Here is an 18,404-nt window from a genome sequence, read left to right as displayed (position 1 = left end):
TCACCGCCGGGCGGACGCCCCGTCGGGGAACGAGACCCGGGTGAGGTCCGCGGAGATCCGCCAGATCCGCCGGGCGTCCTCCTCGCCGCGCAGCCGTGAGTACACGGCCTGCTCGGCGGGCGGGCCGCCGAGGTGCCCGGGGCCGCTGGGGCCGTAGAAGCGGCCGCCGGCGTCCGGCGCGGTGGCGGCGAGCAGCGCGGGCAGTGGCGCCGTCTCCAGCGTGCCGAGGAGGATGCCGCGGCGGGAGAGGGCGCGGATGACGCGCACGCCGGCGGTGTCCTTGGCCCGGCCGATCTCGGGGCGCGCGGCCAGCAGGCTGGTGGGCGCCACGCCGGGGTGGCAGATGTTGCTGGTAATGCCCCAGCCGCCGGCCTGGCTGCGCCGCTGCAGCTCCAGGGCGAACAGGCCGAGCGCGATCTTGGACTGGCTGTACGCGCCGCGGCCGTCGTACGAGCGTTCCCAGTTCAGGTCGTCCCAGTTGATCGACCGCTCGTTCGCCGCGACGCTCAGCTGTGAGGTGACCCTGGCGCGGCCGGCCCGCAGCAGTGGCAGCAGCTGGCTGACCAGGGCGACGTGGCCCAGGTGGTTGCTGCCGAACTGCAGCTCGAACCCGTCCGCGGTGCGCTGCCGGCTCGGCGGGGTCATCACGCCGGCGTTGTTGACCAGGATGTGGATCGGGCGGCCCTCGCCGCGCAGGGTGGCGCCGAGGGCCGCGACCGAGTCCAGCGAGGACAGGTCGAGCGCCCGCAGCGACAGCGTGGCGTGCGGGTACCGCTGCCTGATCCCGGCGATCGCCGCCTCGCCCTTGCGGGCGTTGCGGACGGGCATGACGACCTCGGCGCCGGCGGTGGCGAGGCGGGTCGCCAGGCCCAGCCCGACGCCGTCGCTGGCGCCGGTGACGACGGCGAGCTTCCCGGTGAGGTCGGGGACGGTGATGTCCGGTTGCCTGCGTGCCATGTCGTGCTCCTCGGCTGTCTGCGACGGATGCGGTGCGTGCTGTGCTCCCAGGCTGCGCCGCGTCCGCTGGGTACATCCACGGCCTGTGAATCCCAGGCTGACCGGGCCCCGGAGGGTGGGATCGGTGATCCCAGGCTGCGGTCCGGCGCCGGTGGCAGGATCGAACCAGCGCCGAGAGGGGGACGCCGTCATGATCGACCGGGCCGGGCTCGCCGAGTTCCTGCGCCGCCGCCGGGAGTCGCTGCAGCCGGAGGACGTGGGCCTGCCGCGCGGGCAGCGGCGCCGCACGAGCGGGCTGCGCCGGGAGGAGGTGGCGACGCTGTGCCACATCTCCGCCGACTACTACAGCCGGCTGGAGCGCCGGCGTGGGCCGCACCCGTCGGAGCAGATGATCGCCTCGATCGCGCAGGGCCTGCACCTGTCCCTCGACGAGCGCGACTATCTGTTCCGCCTCGCCGGGCACACCCCGCCGACCAGGGGCGCGGCCAGCGAGCACATCAGCCCGGGCCTGCTGCGCATCTTCGACCGGCTCACCGACACGCCCGCCGAGATCGTCACCGAGCTGGGCGAGACGCTGCGGCAGACCCCGCTCGGCGTCGCGCTCACCGGGGACAACACCAGGTTCAGCGGGCCGGCCCGCAGCATCGGGTACCGCTGGTTCACCGACCCGGCGTGCCGGGCCCTGTACCACCCGGACGAGCATCCGCTGCACTCGCGCGTCTTCGCCGCCGGGCTGCGCAGGACGGTGACGCTGCGCGGCCCCGGCTCCTACGCCGCGCACCTGCAGCGGCTGCTGCTGGACCGCAGCGAGGAGTTCCGCGCCGTGTGGAGCGAGCACGAGGTCGGCGTGCGCTACAACCACACCAAGCGCTTCATCCATCCGGAGGTCGGCGACCTGGAGCTGGCCTGCCAGGGTCTGCTCGACCCCGACCAGTCACATTCGCTGCTGGTGTACACCGCGGTGCCCGGTAGCGAGAGCTACGAGAAGCTCCAGCTGCTGTCGGTCATCGGCGCCCAGCGCATCGGCGCGCCGACCGGGTGACGCAGACGTCGGATGACGGCCAGGGCGTCGACCTCGACCCGGAACGCGGGGTGCACCAGGCCGCTCACCTGGACCAGTGAGCGGTCTGCAGCGGAGCGGAGGAGCCGCGAACCATGGGCACGGTTCGGGCTCGCGGCGGCGCCGCAGCGCGGCGGAGGTGACGGCGTGAGCTGGCCGGGGCGGCGTCCGCGGCGAGGTTGACGAACACCTGCCGGATCTGGGCCTCGGCGTCGCCGGCGCCGGCGACCTGCCCGGTGGCGTCCATCGGCACCTGCCCGGAGACGGCGACGAGCCCGCCCCCGTCAGCGGGGCGTGGGGCGGTAGACCAGCTCCTGGGTGCGGCCGTCGAGGACCCGGCTCTCCAGCAGCTCGAGGTCGAAGTCGCCGGCGCCGCCGAGGATCGGGCTCGTCCCGGTCCGGCCGGAGATGACGGGGAAGATGGTCACCTGGATGCGGTCGACCAGGCCGGCGGCCATCAGCGCCCAGTTCAACGACAGGCTCGCCGGCGAGCGCAGCGGCACGTCCGACTCCTGCTTGAGCCGGGCGACGATGTCCACCGCGTCGCCGCTGACGATGGTCGCGTCCGGCCAGCCGAGGGTGTCCCGCAGCGTGGAGGAGATGACGGTCGCGGGCATGCGCATCGTCCGGACGTTCCACTCGTCGAGCGTGTTGGGGTCGAGCCCCGAGGACATGATCTCGGCGGTCTCCCGGAACGTGGTGGCCCCGAACACCATCCGCTGCGCGGTGTCGAAGATCGCGGCGCGGTGCGCGAGCAGCTCGGGGCCCTGCTTGCCCCAGTAGCCGCCCCAGTCGGCGCCCTCGGTGAACGAGCCGTATCCGTCGAGGGTGGAGAAGACGTCCCAGGTGTAGGTGGCGGTCATGGCGGATCCCTTCGTGGTTCGCGGTCATGGCGGGCGTTCACCCCTACTACGAACGGCGGTCCCCGGATTCGACACGGCGCGTTTATCCGTTCCGGATGAGGCTATTCACCCCCGGTCGGACCCCTGTACAGGAGGTGCCGTGATGAAGGACGCCGGCCCCCCGACGACGCACCACCACGAGCTCAACGAGATCATCAACGCGGCGACGCCGAGCAGCTCCGAGTTGCCCGCGTCGGTCATGACGTCGGGGATCAGCGGGCATGAGCATGTCGAGCCGGAGTACGAGCTCGGCATCCCGCCGCCCACCGAGAAGGCCGGCCTCAAGCTCATCGTCCCGTTCGCCCTCGCCCAGATGGCGTTGTTCATCGCGTTGCTCGGCCCGGTGACGGTCAGCATGGCGATCAAAGTGACCGCCGTCGTCGGCGAGGGCCGCGCGCCCGCCGCGCAGGGCCTCATCCTCGGCATCGGCGCCATCGCCGCCCTGCTCGGCAACCCGATCTTCGGCCGGCTCTCCGACCGCACCACCGGCCGCTGGGGGCGGCGACGGCCCTGGATGGTCGGTGGCAGCATCGGCCTGGCCGTGTGCCTGTTCGTCATCGCGATCGCCGGCAACGTGCCGACGCTGATCGTCGCCTGGTTCGCCGCGCAGCTGGCCGCCAACGCCTGCTTCGCCGCCTACCTGGCCACCATCGCCGATCAGATCCCGCCCCAGCAGTCGGCCACCGTCACCGCGCTCGGCGGTGTCATGCAGAGCGTCGGCATCCTCGCCGCCGTCTACCTGGCCAGCGCGCTGACCTCGAACATGATCGCGCTGTTCATGGTCCCGGCCGTCATCGGTGTCGCCGGCATGCTGCTGTACGCCCTCGTCCTGCCGGACAAGCGGCTCCCGCGCCGCCCGCCGGCCGCCGGGCTGCGCGAGTTCCTGGAGACGTTCTGGGTCAGTCCCCGCCAGCACCCCGACTTCGCCTGGGCGTGGGTGTCGCGGTTCATGCTGATCCTCGGCAGCTTCATGTTCACGACGTTCCGGTTCTTCTGGATGAAGGACGAGATCGGCCTCACCGACGCCACGGCTGCCAGCACCGTCGCCACCGGTGTGCTCGTCTACACCGTCGTGCTCATCGTCGTCGGCCAGACCACCGGGTACATCTCCGACCGCCTCGGCCGCCGCAAGGCCCTCGTCTTCGTGTCCACCGCGCTGTTCGCCGTCGGCCTGGTCATGCTGACCCAGGTCCACACGGTGGCCGGCTTCTACGTCGTGGAGGCGGTCCTCGGCGCCGCGTACGGCATCTACATGGGCGTCGACCTGGCGCTCGTGCTCGCCGTCCTGCCCCACCCCGAGGACAACGCCAAGGACCTCGGCGTGTTCAACATCGCCAACGCCATGCCGCAGACGCTGGCGCCGCTGCTCGGCGCGGCCCTGCTCGGCGTCGGCGCCGGCCAGAACTACGACCTGCTGTACCTGACCGCCGCCGCCCTCACGTTCCTCGGCGCGCTCGCCATCATCCCCGTCAAGAAAGTGCTGTAGGCCCCACCATGACTGGCAATCTGGCCGAACTCATCGGCACCCTCGACCTGCGCGAGAAGGTGACGCTGCTGACCGGCGCCACCACGTTCAGCCTCGCGCCCTGCGACGCGATCGGGCTCGGCGAGCTGCGCCTCTCCGACGGGCCCACCGGCGTGCGCGGCCCGAAGTTCACCGGCGGCCGGACCGTGGCGCTGTTTCCCAACGCCACCCTGCTCGCGTCCGCGTGGAGCGAGGACACCGCCTACGAGGTGGGCCGGCTGCTCGCCGAGGAGGCGATGGCGCAGCGGATCCATGTGGTGCTCGGCCCGACCATCAACCTGCACCGCTCGCCGCTGGGCGGCCGGCTCTTCGAGGCGTTCTCCGAGGACCCGCTGCTCACCGGCCGGCTCGCCGCCGCCTACGTGCGCGGCATGCAGGAGCGCGGCGTCGGCGCCTGCCTCAAGCACCTCGTCGCCAACGAGTCCGAGACCGAGCGCAACAGCGTGAACAGCGTCGTGGACGAGGCCACGCTGCGCGAGCTGTACCTGCTGCCGTTCGAGATCGCGGTCGACGAGTCCGACCCGTGGTCGATGATGGCCGCCTACAACGACGTCAACGGCGTCGCCGCCACCGAGCAGCAGTACGTGAACAACACGGTCGTGAAGGGCGAGTGGAGGTACCAGGGGCTGATCATGTCCGACTGGTTCGCGACGCGTACCGTGGCCGCGGCCGCCAACGGCGGGCTCGACCTGGTGATGCCCGGCCCCGGCGGCCCCTGGGGCGACGCGCTCGTGGCCGCCGTCGAGTCCGGCGAGGTCGCCGAGCCGGTCGTCGACGACCACGTCCGCCGGGTGCTGCGCCTCGCCGACCGGGCCGGCGCGCTCGGCAGGCCGCGCGGCTACCCGGCCGACCTGCCGGCCCCCGACAGCCCGGCGCGCCGTGAGCAGCTGAAGCGGCTGGCCGCGGCGGGCATGACCGTGCTGACGAACCGCGACGCGGCGCTGCCGCTGCGCCCGGGGGAGCGGGTGGCACTCATCGGCCGGCACGCGATCGAGACCGTCGACATGGGCGGCGGCTCGGCGCAGGTCAACCCGCCGTACCAGGTCAGCGTCGTGGAGGGCCTGTGCGCCCGGCTGCCAGCCGACGTCACCGTCACCGACGGCGTGGAGGTCCGCACCCGGCCGGTCCCGGCCCGCGGCGGCTTCCTCACCGACCCCGCCACCGGCGAGCCGGGCGTCCACGTCACGCTGCTGGACGAGGCCGGCGCCGTCATCGAGGAGCGCCACGCCCCCGGCGCCGTCACCGCGGTCGGCGTCGACGACGACTTCGACACCACCGTCGCCACCGTCCGGTTCCGTGCCCGGATCACCAGGGGCGGGCCGGTCGAGCTCGGCGCGATCGGCGCCGGCTCGTGGCAGCTGCGCGTCGCCGGACGGCAGCTGCGCTACGAGCTGCGGGTGTCCGGCGTAGGCATCGGCGAGGAGATCCTGACCCCGCCGCGGGCCGCCGACGCGGTCGACGTCACCGCCGGTGACCTGGTCGAGGCCGAGGTCGGGCTGCGCCCGCCGGACCTCGCCGACGCGCCGCTGGCCGGCGTCGGGCTCTACGGCCTCATCGCGCACGCCGCGCCCCGCCCCACCGCCGAGGCCCTCGCCGCGGCCGCCGCGGCGGCGGCCGCCGCCGACGTCGCCGTGGTGGTCGTCGGCCTCACCGAGGAGCAGGAGACCGAGGCCGTCGACAAGACCACGCTGCGGCTGCCCGGCGCCCAGGACGATCTGGTCCGCACCGTCGCCGCCGCGGCGAAGCTGACGGTGGTCGTGGTCAACGCCGCGACGCCGGTGCTCATGCCGTGGCTCGACGAGGTCGGGGCCGTCGTATGGGCCGGCCTGCCCGGCCAGGAGGGCGGGCACGCCGTGGCGGCCGCGCTCACCGGCGACATCGAGCCGGCCGGGCGGCTGGTCACCACCTTCCCCGCCGGCGACGGCCAGGCCCCGGCCTGGTCGGTGACCCCGGTCGACGGCGACCTGCCGTACAGCGAGGGCGCCTTCATCGGCTACCGCGGGCACTTCGCCGGCCTCGCCCCGCCGCCCCGGTTCTGGTTCGGCCACGGCCTGGGCTACACGACGTGGGACTACGCCGACGCCCGCCTCGTCGCGACGGCGCCCGCGCCGGTGGTGGCGGTCGCGGTGACGAACACCGGCACCCGCCCGAGCCGCGAGGTCGTCCAGGTGTACTTCCAGCCGGACGACCCGGCGCAGCCGGTGCGGCTCGTCGGCTGGCGCGCCGTCCAGGCGGCGCCGGGGCAGCGGATTCCGGTCGAGGTGCAGGCGGATCCGCGGCTACTGCGCCGCTGGGACACCGCGGCCGCCCGCTGGACGGGTGTCGGGCCCGGCCGCATGCTGGTGGCCCGCGGCCTCGGCGACATCCGCGCCACGGTCGCCGCGTAGCCGGCGCGGGCCTCCGCGGCTCAGGCGAAGTCGGCGGCCGACATGCCGGCGGCGTGGCCGGGTGGCCACTGGACCAGCTCGATGCGGTACCCGTCGGGGTCGGTGAGGCAGGACGTGTACATGCCGGGGCCGGGCTCGGCCGGCGGCTCGGCGGTGATGCCCTTGCCGGCCAGCTCGGCGATCGCGGCCCGCAGGTCGTCCACCTGGATGACGAGGTGGTTGACCGCGCCGGTGTCGGTGACCGGCCGGGCCGGGTCGTGCACGAGCTCGAGGCTGACGAACGGGTCGTCGGGCAGCCGCAGCATGGTCAGGCTGCCGAACGGCGTATCGGGGACCGTGCCGACCTTCGCGTACCCGACGGCGGTGTAGAACGCGAGCGAGCGCTCCAGGTCGGTGACCCGCAGGCCCAGATGCAACATGCGCATGCCCGGCACAGTAGCGCCGCGCGTCGCCGGCCGCCGGGCACCCGCGTACCCTCGGCCGTGTGCCGACCCCGCCCACCTTCGAGGAGCTCACGGCGTGGGCCGGCGCCGGCCGCGTCGTGCGGGCGCCGGCCCACGCCGTGGCGGACTGGCGGCTGCCGGCGCCGCAGAAGGCCGCGCTGACCGACCCCGGCGTGCCGCTGTTCGCCGAGCTCGTGCACCATGCCGCGTTCACGGCGACGCCGGTGATGTACCGGCTGGCGGTCTACGACGACCGCGACGAGGGCAACCGCGTCAGGTGGGACTACGGCGCGGTGCCCGGCAGCGGTGAGGTCCTGGAGTGGCCCGCGGACGGCCGCCCGACCCGGTTCGTCAACTCCAGCGTGCGCCACTGGCTGTGCACGCTGCACCTGGTCGGCGGCTGGCTGCGCGGCTCGGCCGCCATCGGCCGCTGGGACGAGGACGAGGAGGCCGAGGAGCGGGCGCTCGAGGAGATCGACGACCTGCTGCGCCGCATCGGCGCCCTCGACCCGGCCGCGATCGGCGACGGCCACCACGACACCCAGTTCTGGCCCGCGGTCCTCGGCCGGTGGCTGTACTGACGCTCAGACCCCGCCGGGCAGGCCCGTCCCGGGCCGGTGTGCTCCATCGAGGTGCCGTAGGCCGGGGTGCTTTACCTGGCAGTGATTCATGGGCATGCTTGGATGGTGGACGACGTCGTCACGCGGGCAGCCGCGCCGCGCGCCTGGTGAGCGCCGATGGGCAACGATCCTGACCCCGAGCGGCTGCGGGCCCTACGCACGCGGCTGGCCGAGCAGCTCATGGCCGCCCATCGGGAGGCCGGCGAGCCGCCGTACAGTGAGATCGCCGGCCAGGTCGGGGTGTCCAAGTCGACGGTGTTCCGGCTGCTGAACGGCATCGGCGAGCGTTCGCCGAAGTGGCGTCACATCGACGACATGCTCGAGGTGTTCGGCCGCAGCGACCGGGAGGTCGAGCGGCTGCGGGCGCTGTGGATGGAGATCCGCGACCTCGAGAAGCCGCTCGGCTGAACCGCTGACCACCCTGGAAGACGGCCGAGCCGCCGCGGCCCGGGACCGGGGACCGCGGCGGCTCGTGGTCGTGCTGGGTCAGCCGAGACCGTTCTTGATCGCGGTGATGAGCTCGCCGTTGCTGGTGTCGCCGGAGAACTCCCAGAAGAACGCCCCGCCGAGACCCTGCTGCTTGGCGTAGGTCATCTTGCCGGCGATGGTGCTCGGCGTGTCGTAGCCCCACCAGTTGCTGCCGCACTTGGCGTAGGCGGTGCCGCCGATGGTGCCGGTGGCCGGGCAGGAGTTCTTCAGGACCTTGTAGTCCTCGATGCCGGCCTCGTACGTGCCGGGCGCCGCACCGGTCGCGGTGCCGCCGGGGGCGGACTGGGTGACGCCGGTCCAGCCGCGGCCGTAGAACCCGATGCCGAGCAGCATCTTGCTGGCCGGCACGCCCTTGCTCTTGAGCTTCTGGATCGCCGCGTCGGACCAGAAGCCCTGCTGCGGGATGCCCGAGTACGACGTCAGCGGCGAGTGCGGGGCCGTCGGGCCCTGCGGGTTGAACGCGCCGAAGTAGTCGTACGTCATCGGGAACACCAGGTTGAGCTTGGAGATGCCGGAGGCGTAGTCGGCCGCGTCGAGCTTGCCGCCGTTGGAGCCGTCCGCCGAGATCGCCGAGGTGATCAGGAAGCTGGACCCGAACCTGTTGCGCAGCGCGGTGATCACGTTGTTGTAGCTGGCCGGGCCGCTGGCGTCGCAGCTGAGGCCGCAGGCGTTCGGGTACTCCCAGTCGATGTCGATGCCGTCGAAGACGTCGGCCCAGCGGGAGTCCTTGACCAGGTTGTAGCAGGAGTTCGCGAAGCCGGTCGGGTTCGCCGCGGCCTGGGTGAAGCCGCCGGACCAGGTCCAGCCGCCGAACGACCAGATCACCTTGATGTTCGGGTACAGCCGCTTGAGCTTGCGCAGCTGGTTGAAGTTGCCGCGCAGCGCGCCGGCGTCCCAGGTGTCGGCGACGCCGTCGACCGAGTCGGCCGCCGTGTAGGCCTTGTCGTAGTCGGCGTAGCTGTCACCGATGGAGCACTGCCCGCCGGTGGTGTTGCCGAACGCGTACAGGATGTGGGTCAGCTTCGCCGCCGAGCCGCTGGTGACGATGTTCTTGACGTGGTAGTTGCGGCCGTAGACGCCCCACTCGGCGAAGTAGCCGACGACGTTCTTGCCGCCCGGCGGGTTCGAGGTCGGCGGGTTCGAGGTGGGCGGGTTGCTGGTCACCGGCGGCGTGGTGGGCGTCGTGCCGCCCCCGCAGACGCCGTTGTCGGCCCAGACGCCCCACTGGCCGCTGGCGGTCGGCACCTCGTTCTGGGTCCACCACTTGGCGGTGTAGTTGTGCCCCTGGTAGGACACGACGTTGTCCTTGACGTAGACGGCCGAGGCGCTCCACGCCGGAGCGCACGCGGCTGCGGCGTTCGCCTGCACCAGCGGCACGGCGGCGACGGTAGCGGCCACGACGGTCACGACGGCCCCGGCCAGGAGGACCTGGCGAAGGGATCGTTTCACGTTCACCTCACCAACAGTTAGGAAACTTTGTTAAAAGCGATGAGTGACGGTAAACACATGCACGAGCACCCGTCAAGATGGCCGTCGATATTCGGGGTGGGTGCCCGCGAGACGAGGGAGTGCGTGACCGGCCCCGGGGGCGCTCGGCGGGCGGACCGCGCCGCGGGACGGCATGATGGGATCATGACCGTTCGCGCTCGGGTGCTCCGCGGCGCCGGGCTCGTCGCGCTGGTGGGCATGGTCGTGGCGGCGGCGGTCCTGGTCGGGGTGCCCGACCAGCAGCGGCTGCGCGCCGACGTGCTCGCGCTGGGCTGGTGGGCGCCGGTGGCGTACAGCGCCCTGTACGCGGTGGTGTCGCTGTCGCCGCTGCCGAAGACGGTGTTCACCCTGGCCGCCGGGGCCCTGTTCGGGCTGGTGGCGGGGGTCTTCGTGGTGGTCAGCGGGGCGATGCTCGGCGCGGTGGCCGCGTTCCACCTGGGGCGGCTGCTCGGCCGGGACACGGTGCGGTGGCTCACCGGTGGGCGCCTCGACCGCTTCGACGCGATGCTCGCCGGTCGCGGCCTGCGGACCATCGTGGTGGCCCGGCTCATCCCGGTCGTGCCGTTCACCGCGGTCAACTATCTCGCCGGGCTCACCTCCGTGCGGCTGCGCGACTTCGTCGCCGGCACGGCGGTCGGCATCCTGCCGGCCACGACCGCCTACGTCACCGTCGGCGCCTACGGCTGGCAGCCCGGCGCGTGGCCGATGTGGGCGGCGCTCGCCACGCTGCTGGTGCTCACGGTCGGCGGGCTCGTGGCGCAGCGGTACCGCCGCCGCCACCCGAAACCGGCGGACACCGGGGCGCCGGTCAGTGCCGCAGCGGGTCGTGACCCCAGTTCATGAGCGAGTGCCGCCACCGGGTGTCGGTGACGTCGCCGGACGGGCGCTGGGCGAGGTGGCGGTGCACGTAGCCGATCACCTTGCGCATGTGCGCCTCGTCGTCGCCGGTCAGGTCGGCCTTCTTCGTGTGCAGCAGCCGCACGATGCGCCGGCCGCTGTCGTGGCCGACGGACTCGGCGCCGTCACCGGCCTTCTGGCCCACCGCCCGTGACTCGTCGGTGGCCAGCCAGCGCTCCAGCTCCGCCGCCGTCATATTGACCGCTTCCTTGAACTCCGCGTACGTGTCAGTCGTCATGTCCGTCCCATACCCGCAGCTCAGCGGCGGTAACGAGGATGCCCGGGCAGGTCCGCTATCGTGGCGCCGTGGACCGCGACCGCCGGCGCCTCGGCGCGCTCTTCGAGGTCGCCGGTCTGCTGCTGTGGCTGGTGGTCTTCACCCGCCTGCACGACGCGATGGGCAAGGACGTCGCGGCCGCCACCGCCGACGCCCGCGCCGTGCAGGCCGCGGAGCGCGCCCTGCACCTGGACGTCGAGCTGGCCGCGAACCGCTGGCTGACCGACCACCCCGCGCTCGTCGACCCGGCGGTGTACCTGTACCGGCTGTACTACGTGGCGGTCGCCGGGGTGCTGCTGTGGCTGCTCGTCCGGCATGCCGAGGTGTACCGGCACGCCCGCCGGGCGTTGGTCGCGATGACCGTGCTGATCCTGCCGGTGTACTTCGCGGCCCCCATGTCGCCGCCGCGGTTCGCGCTGCCCGGGGTCGTCGACGTCGTCGCCGTGCACGACATCGTGGAGCGGGGCACCGGCGGCAACCAGTACTCCGCGATGCCCAGCCTGCACGTTGGGTGGGCGCTGTGGTGCGCGTACGCCGCGTGGCGGGCGCTGCGGCCGGCCCGTCCGCGGCTGGCGCCGCTGCCGTGGCTCTTCCCGGCGCTGATGGCGGCCGACGTGCTCGGCACCGGCAACCACTACGTGCTGGACATCGCGGGCAGCGTCGCGCTGGTGGCCGCCGCCGTGGGCGTGGCGACCCTGTGGGACCGCGCCCGGCCCGGCGGCTGAGGAGCCTGCCGGACCCGCGGGCTCACGGCGCGACGGCGACGGCCAGCTGCAGCACCTCGTCGAGCAGCACCTTCCCCGCCTCCGGCGGCCGGTACCAGGCCAGCCGCACCGCCGTGTTCGAGTGCCAGGCGACGGCGGCGGGGCGGCCGGTGTCGCCGACCTGCACCCTGTGCCGCGAGCGCCCCGACTCGACGTCGATCATGTCGATGACGAGGCGGCCCTCCTGCCGGTACGCGATGGCGAAGAGCTGGCCGTCGGGCGACAGCCGGACGACGGCGGCGCGGTCGCACGGCACCTGCGGCACGACGGTCTTGGTGCGGCCGGTGGGCACGTCGTACACGACGATCCGCGGCCGGTCCTGGCAGGACGTGGCGTCGCTGAACAGCAGGCGACCCTGGTCGAGCTGGGCGACCAGCCCGGCGGCCTTCGGCGTGGCGGTGAACCCCAGGTCCAGGGCGGCGTCGGCGACCTTCGTCTCCGAGCCGTCGGCGAGCGCGTACGCCGTGACGGCGTTGCCGCGGCGCAGGAATGCGCGGAAGTAGTCGACGCCGATCAGCTCGGCGGCGTCGCACTCGCCGCCGACCTGCCGGGACAGCTTCCGGGTGCCGTCGGCGGCGTAGATCTCCAGCCGCAGCTCGGTCGTGCCGAAGCAGTTCGGGCCGGCCGGCACGGTCCGCTCGACCAGCACCGCGGCGCCGTCGTCGGGCGCCGGCACGACCCGCCGCACCTGGCCGCCGCCGGCGAACCGGAACGGCACCAGGGCGTCGTCGGCGCGCAGCTCGGCGTCCTCGGCGAACACGACGACGGTGCCGTCCGGCGTCGCCGTGTCGAAGTTCTCCCGGTGCACGGGCCGGGCCGGCGGCGACTCGAAGTAGCCGGCCGACGAGCTGACCAGCATGCGCTGGGCCTGCACCCCCGACAGGTGCGTCGTGGTGACCGTGGGGCCGGCCGGCGCGGTCGACGCGCCGGGCTGTGGGCCGGTCGGCGCCATGGACCGGCCGTCGAGCCAGGGCGGCATCACGGCACCGGCGGCCACCACCCCGGCCACGGCCGCCAGGACCACCGCGGCCGTGCGGCGGCGCCGCCTGGCGTCGCCGGTCCGGGTGATGCGGCGCAGCTCGTCCGGGGTCGGTGGCAGCACCCGTACGGCGGCATCCACCATCGTCACGAGGTCCCGGGGAAGGTCGTCGAACGTCATCGCGTCACCATGCTGTCGTCACGGTCCAGGGAAGTGCGCAGCGTGGCGAGCGCCCGGGCGAGCCGGCTCTTCACGGTGCCCTCGGTGGTGTCCAGCGCGGCGGCGGTCTCCGCGGTGCTCAGCTGCAGCAGGACCCGGCAGACCACGACCGCCCGCTGCGCCCTCGGCAGGTTGGTCAGCATCGCGTACGCGTGGAAGTCGCCGCCCGCCGGCGCCGGCTCGGGCTCGTGACTGCCGGCCACCTCGCCGACGGGCTGCTCCCGGTGCACCTTGCGCCACCAGGACGTCGCCCAGTTCAGGCCGACCCGGTACGCCCAGCCGGCCGGATTCTCGTAGAAGCTCACCCGGCTCCAGTGCATGTAGACCCGGGTCATCGCCTCGTCGGCCGCCTCACGGGCGAGCTGGGGGTCGCAGAGGGTGACCGCGAGCGCCCGGTACACGTCGACGCGATGGTTGACGTAGAACTCCTCGAACGACTCGAGCCCCGCCGGGTCCGGCTCCTGCATGCCCTACACACTCCGCTGTGCATCGATCGGTTCCACAGTCTCCGTGATTGTTCCGGCCCGGGCCTGACGCGCGCCCCCCTCGAACGCGCGCCGGCCCGGACACCGCGCGGCCGGCACCTTGCTCCCGGCATCGGGACGTGCGCGGTCGCGTCCATACCGGGCTACACGTCGATGCCGGCCCATCGGTTCCGCCGCTGGCGAACGTTGTCCGATCCGTGATGTGCCGTGTGCGATCATGGCCGGCGTGCAGGAACCTGACCGCTCGTCGCAGGAGGGGGAGCGGCGCTGGGCGCAGCAGGCGCTGGCGCGGCTGCGTGCCGCGGCGGCGGAGGAGCCGGCCATCCCGCTGCGCCGGTACCCGCTGCCAGGGTCCTGGGGTGTCCGGCTGTACTTCCGTGACGAGTCGCGGCGACCCACCGGCAGCGTCAAGCACCGGCTCGTCCGGCGGCTCGTCGAGGACGCGGTCGTGCGGGGCGACATCCGGCAGGACACCACCGTGGTCGAGGCCACCGCCGGCAACACCGCGGTCGCCACCGCCTACTTCGCGAAGCTGATCGGGGTGCCGTTCATCGCCGTCGTTCCCGGCAGGACGGCACGGGCGAAACGCGAGCGCGTCGAGCGGTACGGCGGCACCTGCCATGCCTTCGACCCGCCGGCGGCGATCTACGACGAGGCCGCCCGGCTCGCCGCCGAGGTCGGCGGGTACTACCTCGACCATCTCGCCGCGGCGAGGCACGCCGAGGACTGGCGCGCCCCGGACAGCGTCGGCGCGGCGCTGCTGGCCCAGGTGATCGCCGCCGAAGGCGGCCCGCCCACCTGGGTGGTCGTCGGTGTCGGTACGGGAGCGACCAGCGCGACGCTCGGCTGCCACCTGCGTCACCACGGGTATCCGACCCGGCTCGCGGCCGTGGACCCGGAGCACTCCGCCTACTGGCCCAGCTGGGTGACCGGATACTCCGGCTACGGCACCGGCATGCCGTCCCGGATCGAGGGCATCGGCCGCCCCCGGGTGGAGCCGGCCTTCCTGCCCTCGGTCATCGACCTCGCCATGCCGGTGCCGGACGCGGCCAGCGTCGCCGCGATGCGCCATCTCGCGACCGCCACCGGATGGTCGGCCGGCCCGTCCACCGGCGCGAACCTCTGGGCCGCGCTGCGCCTCGCCGCCCGCATGCGCGCGGCCGGCGAGACGGGCAGCATCGCGACCCTGATCTGCGACGGCGCGGACGCGTACCGCGACACCTACTGCGACGACGACTGGCTGCGGCAGCGGCAGCTCGACCCGGGACCGTACACGCCGACCATCGAGCGCTTCCTCGCCGGCGGCCCCTGGAGCGAGCCGACCTGACGGCGTGCCTGCCGCGCGTCGGGGAGACCGCCGACGTGGTCGCCGCGCTGACCGGGCTCGGCGCCGACGCGTGGGTGGTGCGCGCCGCCGCGGGTCGGGTGGCGGTGCTGCCGCGGGAGGAGGCGGACGGTCAGGCCGACGCCGAGGCACTGGCCGGCGCGCTCAGCGCGACGCTGCGCACACCGGTGCTGAGCAGCGCCGTCGTCGACTCCGACGTGGTGTTCATGACCGTGTACCGCGACGGTGACCGCGTGCACGAGTACGTCTCCGAGCGGGCGATGCTCGTCGACTGGTTCATCGATGACGACGGCGCGCCCGGGTTCCGGCTCGGTGGGGTCGAGTATCCGGCCGACGCGCAGTACCCGACCGGGCCCGGCGGCGCCGAGCCCGGCGTGTTCGCGCCGCTCGGTGCGGGCCCGGTGGACCTGGACCGGCTGCGGGTCACGCTGCGCGGCGAGTTCGGCGCGGACGGCAAGGTCTTCGCCGAGTTCCAGCACCGGCTGATCGTGAAGGCGCTGAACCTCGACCCGGCGGGGCTCACGACGGGCTTCCGGTGGGTCCGGCAGGAGGACCTGCCGGGCGCGGTGCGGGTCAGGCCCGCCGCCCCGGCGGCAACCGGCGGCTCGACGCTGGTGAAGGTGGTCCTGGTGACCGCGCTGCCGCCGGACGCGGACCCGGTCGCGGCCGGGCAGCTGCTCGCGGACGCCGCGGCGGGTGGGACGGTGCCGCCGCGGGCGGTCGTCGGGCACGCCGCCGTGCTGCACGGCCCGGCCGGCGGCGCCGAGATCTTCACCGCCCAGGTGCGCATGCGGACCCGCACGGCGACGTACTACATCGAGCTGCGGGCGTCCGGTGGCGACCCGCGGCAGATCCTGGACGCCGCCCGGCAGGCGTGGACGCGGGCCCTGCACGGCCGGTACGGCACGGCCGCCGGGCCGGAGCTGATCAGCCTGACGGAGGAGCAGTTCGACCTCGGCTTCGGGCGGGCGACGGAGTACCGCACCACGACGTGACGTTGATCGGCACCCGCCCCGCTGGCATGATCATGCGTCCGTGGGCGGCCGCCGAGAGGCCACCGTGGTCGAGGTGAGGGACAGTGGGACTGTTCAAGCGGCGTCCGGCGACGCCCGTCAAGCGGCTCATGGCGGCCGCCGGGCTGCCGACCGCGGGCGGCGAGATCCCCGTGGGGGACGTCGTCATGGAGGTGGCGCGGCGCGGCGGTGGGCGAGCCGAGGCGGCCCTCGCGGTGGTCGAGGAGCTGCTCGGTGAGGGAGGCGACGCGGCGCGGGTCGCGACCGGGTTCCTCGAGGACCTGCAGAATGTGGCGTCGCACGGCGCGCAGGACCTGCTCACCCCGGCGGAGCTGCGGCCGTTGCGGGGGCCCCGGACGGTGGACGGCTGGGACGCGGTCGACCGGTTCTGGGCGGGTGTCGTCGCGTGGTGCGTCGAGCAGGGCGTCGAGCTGGAGCCGGGCGCGCCGCTGCGCGACATCAGCGACCCGGGCCTGCGATCGATCATGTGGCTGTCGTGCCGGAGCCTCCCCGACGGGCGGCGGGTGAGCCTCGCCGACGTGGTGCGGTACGAGAGGGCGACCGGCACGCCGATGCGCGTCCTCGGCCCCCACTCGATCGGCTGACGTCACGGTTCGGCCGGGCGGGCCGGCAGGTCGCGCAGCGTGCGGGCCTCCGTGGCGAGCAGCGGCAGCGGGGCCGCGACGTACAGGACGGCGAGGGCCCACATGGCGGACCGGACGCCGAGCGCCGAGGCCAGGACGCCGGCGGTCGCCGCGCCGAACGGGACGGTGCCGAACACGAAGATCCGTGATGCCGCGGTGACCCGGCCGAGGAGGTGGGCGGGGACGAAGGTACCGCGGAACGTCATGGTCATCACGTTCGACATCGTGGCGCCGGCCAGGGCGACGAACGAGCCCGCCGCGAACAGCGCCAGGCGCGGGCCGTGCCCGCCGAGCGGCAGCAGCAGGACGAACGGGGCGGCCGCGACGTTCGCCAGCAGGTAGGTGCGGGCGCTGCCGTAGCGCCGGGACACCCGCGCGGCGACGGCGGCGCCGAGGATGGCGCCGAGGCCGCCCACGCCGATCACCAGGCCCGCGGTGCCGGGCGCGGTGCCCTCGGCGCGGACCAGGAACACGACGCGCAGCGCGGTGATGCCCAGCATCGCGAAGTTGGTCACCGCCGCGACCACGAGCATGGCCTGCAGCAGGCGGCCCCGCATGACGAACCCGACGCCCTCCGCGATCTGGCGCAGCATGCCCGGCCGGTCCCCGTGGCCGGGCCGCGGCTCCGGCCCGGACCGGATGCCGAGCAGGCACACCGCCGACAGCAGAAACGTGCCCGCGTCGAGCAGGACGCCGCTGACCGGGCCGGCCGCCTGGGCCAGCAGCCCGCCGAGGCCCGGCCCGACGACCAGGGCGACCGACGCGCTGGTCTGCAGCTTGGCGTTGCCCTCCATGAGGTCGTCCGCGCCGACGAGACGGGGCAGGAACGCGTTGAACGCCACGCTGGCGAACACCCCGGCGGCCCCGGCCAGCAGCGCGGCGACCAGCAGCACGCGCATCGTCAGTACGCCGGTCCAGGCGGCGACCGGGACGGCCACGAGCACCGCCGCGGAGACGACGTCGGCGACCAGCAGCGTGCGCCGGCGCGGCCACCGGTCGACCCAGACCCCCGCCGGCAGCCCGACCAGCAGCCACGGCAGCCAGGTCGCGGCCGTGAGCAGGGCGACCTCGGCGGGGGCGGCGCGCAGGGTCTCGATCGCCACCAGCGGCAGCGCCACGGTCGTGACCGCGGAGCCGACCGCACTGGTGGACTGAGCGACCCACAGCAGCGCGAAGGTCCGCGTCCGCAGCAGCCCGCCCGCCGGTCTGTGCCCTGCCACATCGCGATGCTGCCTGACGCGCCCGCCCGGCGCATCCGGGATTCGCCGCGGCGCCGGCGGTTAAGCTGCGCCGGTGGAGTACGACGCCGTCGAGGCCGCCATCCGCCGGGCGATCGACGCGGCCGACGAGGAGCGGCTGCGCGCGTTCGCCGCGGACGCGGTCCTGCGCCTCACCGGGGACGACGACAGGCTCGGCACCGTGCCCGGGCGCGAGCTCACCGGTCCGGCCTGGCAGGCGCTGCACGCGGCGCACCGGGACGTGCTGACGGCGGGCCCGGCCGAGCTGCGCCGCCACCTGGACACGGTCGACGCGGGCGTCCTCAGCGACGGCGACATGGACCCGGATCTGCTGCTGACCGTCACGGCGCTCGACTCGTGGACGGGTTTGCTGGAGACCGGCGACCGGCGCCACGTGTTCGACCTGTCCATCCGGCTGATCGAGGTGGTCGAGCGCGACGTGGAGGACGCCGACCCGGTCGACTTCCTCGCCTCCCGGGCCGTGGCCGCCGAGTACGCCCGCATCACCGGCGCGCTCACCTGACCTGTGGCCGAGCGCCTCGTCGACGGGGCCGCACGCGGTGTCAAGCGGCGAGGCGGCGGGCGATCGCCGGGATGACGATGGCGGCGGCGGCGAGGTGGGTGAGCATGAGCAGGGCTTTGGTGTCGAGGGTGGCGGGGGCGATGGCGTCG

Annotated in this window: 20 protein-coding genes; 11 read left to right on the top strand and 9 right to left on the bottom strand. The window is 74.0% G+C overall.

The annotated features are described in order from the left end of the window. Positions 1-957, bottom strand: coding sequence for an SDR family oxidoreductase (locus OP18_RS42950; RefSeq protein WP_033365079.1), 957 nt, complete (start codon positions 955-957; stop codon positions 1-3). A gap of 190 nt (positions 958-1,147) precedes the next feature. On the opposite strand from OP18_RS42950, the gene OP18_RS42945 reads away from it, so the two are divergent. Continuing rightward, a complete protein-coding gene (locus tag OP18_RS42945) occupies positions 1,148-1,999 on the top strand; it encodes a helix-turn-helix transcriptional regulator (protein ID WP_033365078.1) in 852 nt (283 codons plus the stop codon). Positions 2,000-2,301: 302 nt separating this feature from the next. Here the strand turns inward: OP18_RS42945 and OP18_RS42935 are convergent, their stop codons facing one another. After that, complete coding sequence (locus OP18_RS42935; protein ID WP_033365076.1) at positions 2,302-2,880, bottom strand: dihydrofolate reductase family protein; 579 nt, start codon at positions 2,878-2,880, stop codon at positions 2,302-2,304. 142 nt (positions 2,881-3,022) lie between these two features. On the opposite strand from OP18_RS42935, the gene OP18_RS42930 reads away from it, so the two are divergent. Further along, on the top strand, positions 3,023-4,405 hold the full coding sequence (locus OP18_RS42930) for an MFS transporter (RefSeq protein ID WP_211273854.1): 1,383 nt from the start codon (positions 3,023-3,025) through the stop codon (positions 4,403-4,405). Between the two features lie 8 nt (positions 4,406-4,413). Continuing rightward, on the top strand, positions 4,414-6,831 hold the full coding sequence (locus OP18_RS42925; protein ID WP_033365075.1) for a glycoside hydrolase family 3 protein: 2,418 nt from the start codon (positions 4,414-4,416) through the stop codon (positions 6,829-6,831). Between the two features lie 20 nt (positions 6,832-6,851). Here the strand turns inward: OP18_RS42925 and OP18_RS42920 are convergent, their stop codons facing one another. After that, complete coding sequence (locus tag OP18_RS42920) at positions 6,852-7,256, bottom strand: VOC family protein (protein ID WP_033365074.1); 405 nt, start codon at positions 7,254-7,256, stop codon at positions 6,852-6,854. A 59-nt stretch (positions 7,257-7,315) separates the two neighbouring features. Between OP18_RS42920 and OP18_RS42915 the strand changes: the two genes are divergently transcribed. Both OP18_RS42915 and OP18_RS42910 read left to right on the top strand, forming a co-directional pair. Beyond that, a complete protein-coding gene (locus OP18_RS42915; protein ID WP_033365073.1) occupies positions 7,316-7,855 on the top strand; it encodes an SUKH-4 family immunity protein in 540 nt (179 codons plus the stop codon). A gap of 156 nt (positions 7,856-8,011) precedes the next feature. Beyond that, positions 8,012-8,302 (top strand): helix-turn-helix domain-containing protein, encoded by a 291-nt coding sequence (locus OP18_RS42910; RefSeq protein ID WP_033365072.1) that lies wholly within the window; start codon positions 8,012-8,014, stop codon positions 8,300-8,302. A gap of 78 nt (positions 8,303-8,380) precedes the next feature. Here OP18_RS42910 and OP18_RS42905 read toward each other — a convergent pair whose 3' ends face one another. After that, the gene (locus OP18_RS42905) at positions 8,381-9,832 is read right to left on the bottom strand and encodes a glycosyl hydrolase family 18 protein (RefSeq protein ID WP_033365113.1); all 1,452 of its coding nucleotides are present in this window, start codon (positions 9,830-9,832) and stop codon (positions 8,381-8,383) included. Positions 9,833-10,015: 183 nt separating this feature from the next. Between OP18_RS42905 and OP18_RS42900 the strand changes: the two genes are divergently transcribed. Next, on the top strand, positions 10,016-10,714 hold the full coding sequence (locus OP18_RS42900; RefSeq protein WP_063745745.1) for a TVP38/TMEM64 family protein: 699 nt from the start codon (positions 10,016-10,018) through the stop codon (positions 10,712-10,714). Here OP18_RS42900 and OP18_RS42895 read toward each other — a convergent pair. Next, complete coding sequence (locus tag OP18_RS42895; RefSeq protein ID WP_033365071.1) at positions 10,680-11,006, bottom strand: DUF3140 domain-containing protein; 327 nt, start codon at positions 11,004-11,006, stop codon at positions 10,680-10,682. The genes OP18_RS42900 and OP18_RS42895 overlap by 35 nt on opposite strands. A gap of 68 nt (positions 11,007-11,074) precedes the next feature. Between OP18_RS42895 and OP18_RS42890 the strand changes: the two genes are divergently transcribed. After that, positions 11,075-11,770 (top strand): phosphatase PAP2 family protein, encoded by a 696-nt coding sequence (locus tag OP18_RS42890; RefSeq protein ID WP_245635727.1) that lies wholly within the window; start codon positions 11,075-11,077, stop codon positions 11,768-11,770. Between the two features lie 22 nt (positions 11,771-11,792). On the opposite strand, the gene OP18_RS42885 is transcribed toward OP18_RS42890, so the two are convergent. Both OP18_RS42885 and OP18_RS42880 read right to left on the bottom strand, forming a co-directional pair. Next, a complete protein-coding gene (locus tag OP18_RS42885; RefSeq protein WP_033365070.1) occupies positions 11,793-12,968 on the bottom strand; it encodes a hypothetical protein in 1,176 nt (391 codons plus the stop codon). After that, positions 12,965-13,474 (bottom strand): RNA polymerase sigma factor, encoded by a 510-nt coding sequence (locus tag OP18_RS42880; RefSeq protein WP_033365069.1) that lies wholly within the window; start codon positions 13,472-13,474, stop codon positions 12,965-12,967. The genes OP18_RS42885 and OP18_RS42880 overlap by 4 nt, the downstream gene beginning before the upstream one ends. A gap of 244 nt (positions 13,475-13,718) precedes the next feature. Here OP18_RS42880 and OP18_RS42875 point away from each other — a divergent pair, with 244 nt between their 5' ends. The 3 genes from OP18_RS42875 (at position 13,719) to OP18_RS42865 (ending at position 16,455) form a co-directional block, all read left to right on the top strand. Beyond that, positions 13,719-14,819 (top strand): PLP-dependent cysteine synthase family protein, encoded by a 1,101-nt coding sequence (locus OP18_RS42875; RefSeq protein WP_211273853.1) that lies wholly within the window; start codon positions 13,719-13,721, stop codon positions 14,817-14,819. A gap of 35 nt (positions 14,820-14,854) precedes the next feature. Further along, positions 14,855-15,832, top strand: coding sequence for a hypothetical protein (locus tag OP18_RS42870; RefSeq protein WP_033365067.1), 978 nt, complete (start codon positions 14,855-14,857; stop codon positions 15,830-15,832). Between the two features lie 83 nt (positions 15,833-15,915). Further along, positions 15,916-16,455 carry a hypothetical protein gene (locus tag OP18_RS42865; RefSeq protein WP_033365066.1) on the top strand — a complete coding sequence of 180 codons (540 nt, stop codon included), beginning with the start codon at positions 15,916-15,918 and terminating at the stop codon, positions 16,453-16,455. 2 nt (positions 16,456-16,457) lie between these two features. Here the strand turns inward: OP18_RS42865 and OP18_RS42860 are convergent, their stop codons facing one another. Further along, positions 16,458-17,714, bottom strand: coding sequence for an MFS transporter (locus OP18_RS42860; protein ID WP_033365065.1), 1,257 nt, complete (start codon positions 17,712-17,714; stop codon positions 16,458-16,460). Positions 17,715-17,787: 73 nt separating this feature from the next. Here OP18_RS42860 and OP18_RS42855 point away from each other — a divergent pair, with 73 nt between their 5' ends. Continuing rightward, positions 17,788-18,255: a hypothetical protein gene (locus OP18_RS42855; protein WP_033365064.1), complete on the top strand. Its 468-nt coding sequence runs from the start codon at positions 17,788-17,790 to the stop codon at positions 18,253-18,255. A gap of 40 nt (positions 18,256-18,295) precedes the next feature. On the opposite strand, the gene OP18_RS62165 is transcribed toward OP18_RS42855, so the two are convergent. Further along, complete coding sequence (locus OP18_RS62165; protein WP_281179577.1) at positions 18,296-18,397, bottom strand: DUF6069 family protein; 102 nt, start codon at positions 18,395-18,397, stop codon at positions 18,296-18,298. Positions 18,398-18,404: the final 7 nt, after the last annotated feature.

This window comes from Dactylosporangium aurantiacum (assembly GCF_000716715.1).
Classification (GTDB): Bacteria; Actinomycetota; Actinomycetes; order Mycobacteriales; family Micromonosporaceae; genus Dactylosporangium; species Dactylosporangium aurantiacum.
Note: the sequence above shows the minus strand (reverse complement) of the source record. Positions and strands in the feature narration are given on the sequence as shown.

Coding starts and splice junctions, on each gene's coding strand:
- OP18_RS42945 (WP_033365078.1), top strand. CDS start 1,148: ATGATCGACCGGGCCGGGCTCGCCGAGTTCCTGCGCCGCCGCCGGGAG.
- OP18_RS42925 (WP_033365075.1), top strand. CDS start 4,414: ATGACTGGCAATCTGGCCGAACTCATCGGCACCCTCGACCTGCGCGAG.
- OP18_RS42910 (WP_033365072.1), top strand. CDS start 8,012: ATGGGCAACGATCCTGACCCCGAGCGGCTGCGGGCCCTACGCACGCGG.
- OP18_RS42920 (WP_033365074.1), bottom strand. CDS start 7,256: ATGCGCATGTTGCATCTGGGCCTGCGGGTCACCGACCTGGAGCGCTCG.
- OP18_RS42900 (WP_063745745.1), top strand. CDS start 10,016: ATGACCGTTCGCGCTCGGGTGCTCCGCGGCGCCGGGCTCGTCGCGCTG.
- OP18_RS42935 (WP_033365076.1), bottom strand. CDS start 2,880: ATGACCGCCACCTACACCTGGGACGTCTTCTCCACCCTCGACGGATAC.
- OP18_RS42885 (WP_033365070.1), bottom strand. CDS start 12,968: ATGACGTTCGACGACCTTCCCCGGGACCTCGTGACGATGGTGGATGCC.
- OP18_RS42950 (WP_033365079.1), bottom strand. CDS start 957: ATGGCACGCAGGCAACCGGACATCACCGTCCCCGACCTCACCGGGAAG.
- OP18_RS42930 (WP_211273854.1), top strand. CDS start 3,023: ATGAAGGACGCCGGCCCCCCGACGACGCACCACCACGAGCTCAACGAG.
- OP18_RS42880 (WP_033365069.1), bottom strand. CDS start 13,474: ATGCAGGAGCCGGACCCGGCGGGGCTCGAGTCGTTCGAGGAGTTCTAC.
- OP18_RS42895 (WP_033365071.1), bottom strand. CDS start 11,006: ATGACGACTGACACGTACGCGGAGTTCAAGGAAGCGGTCAATATGACG.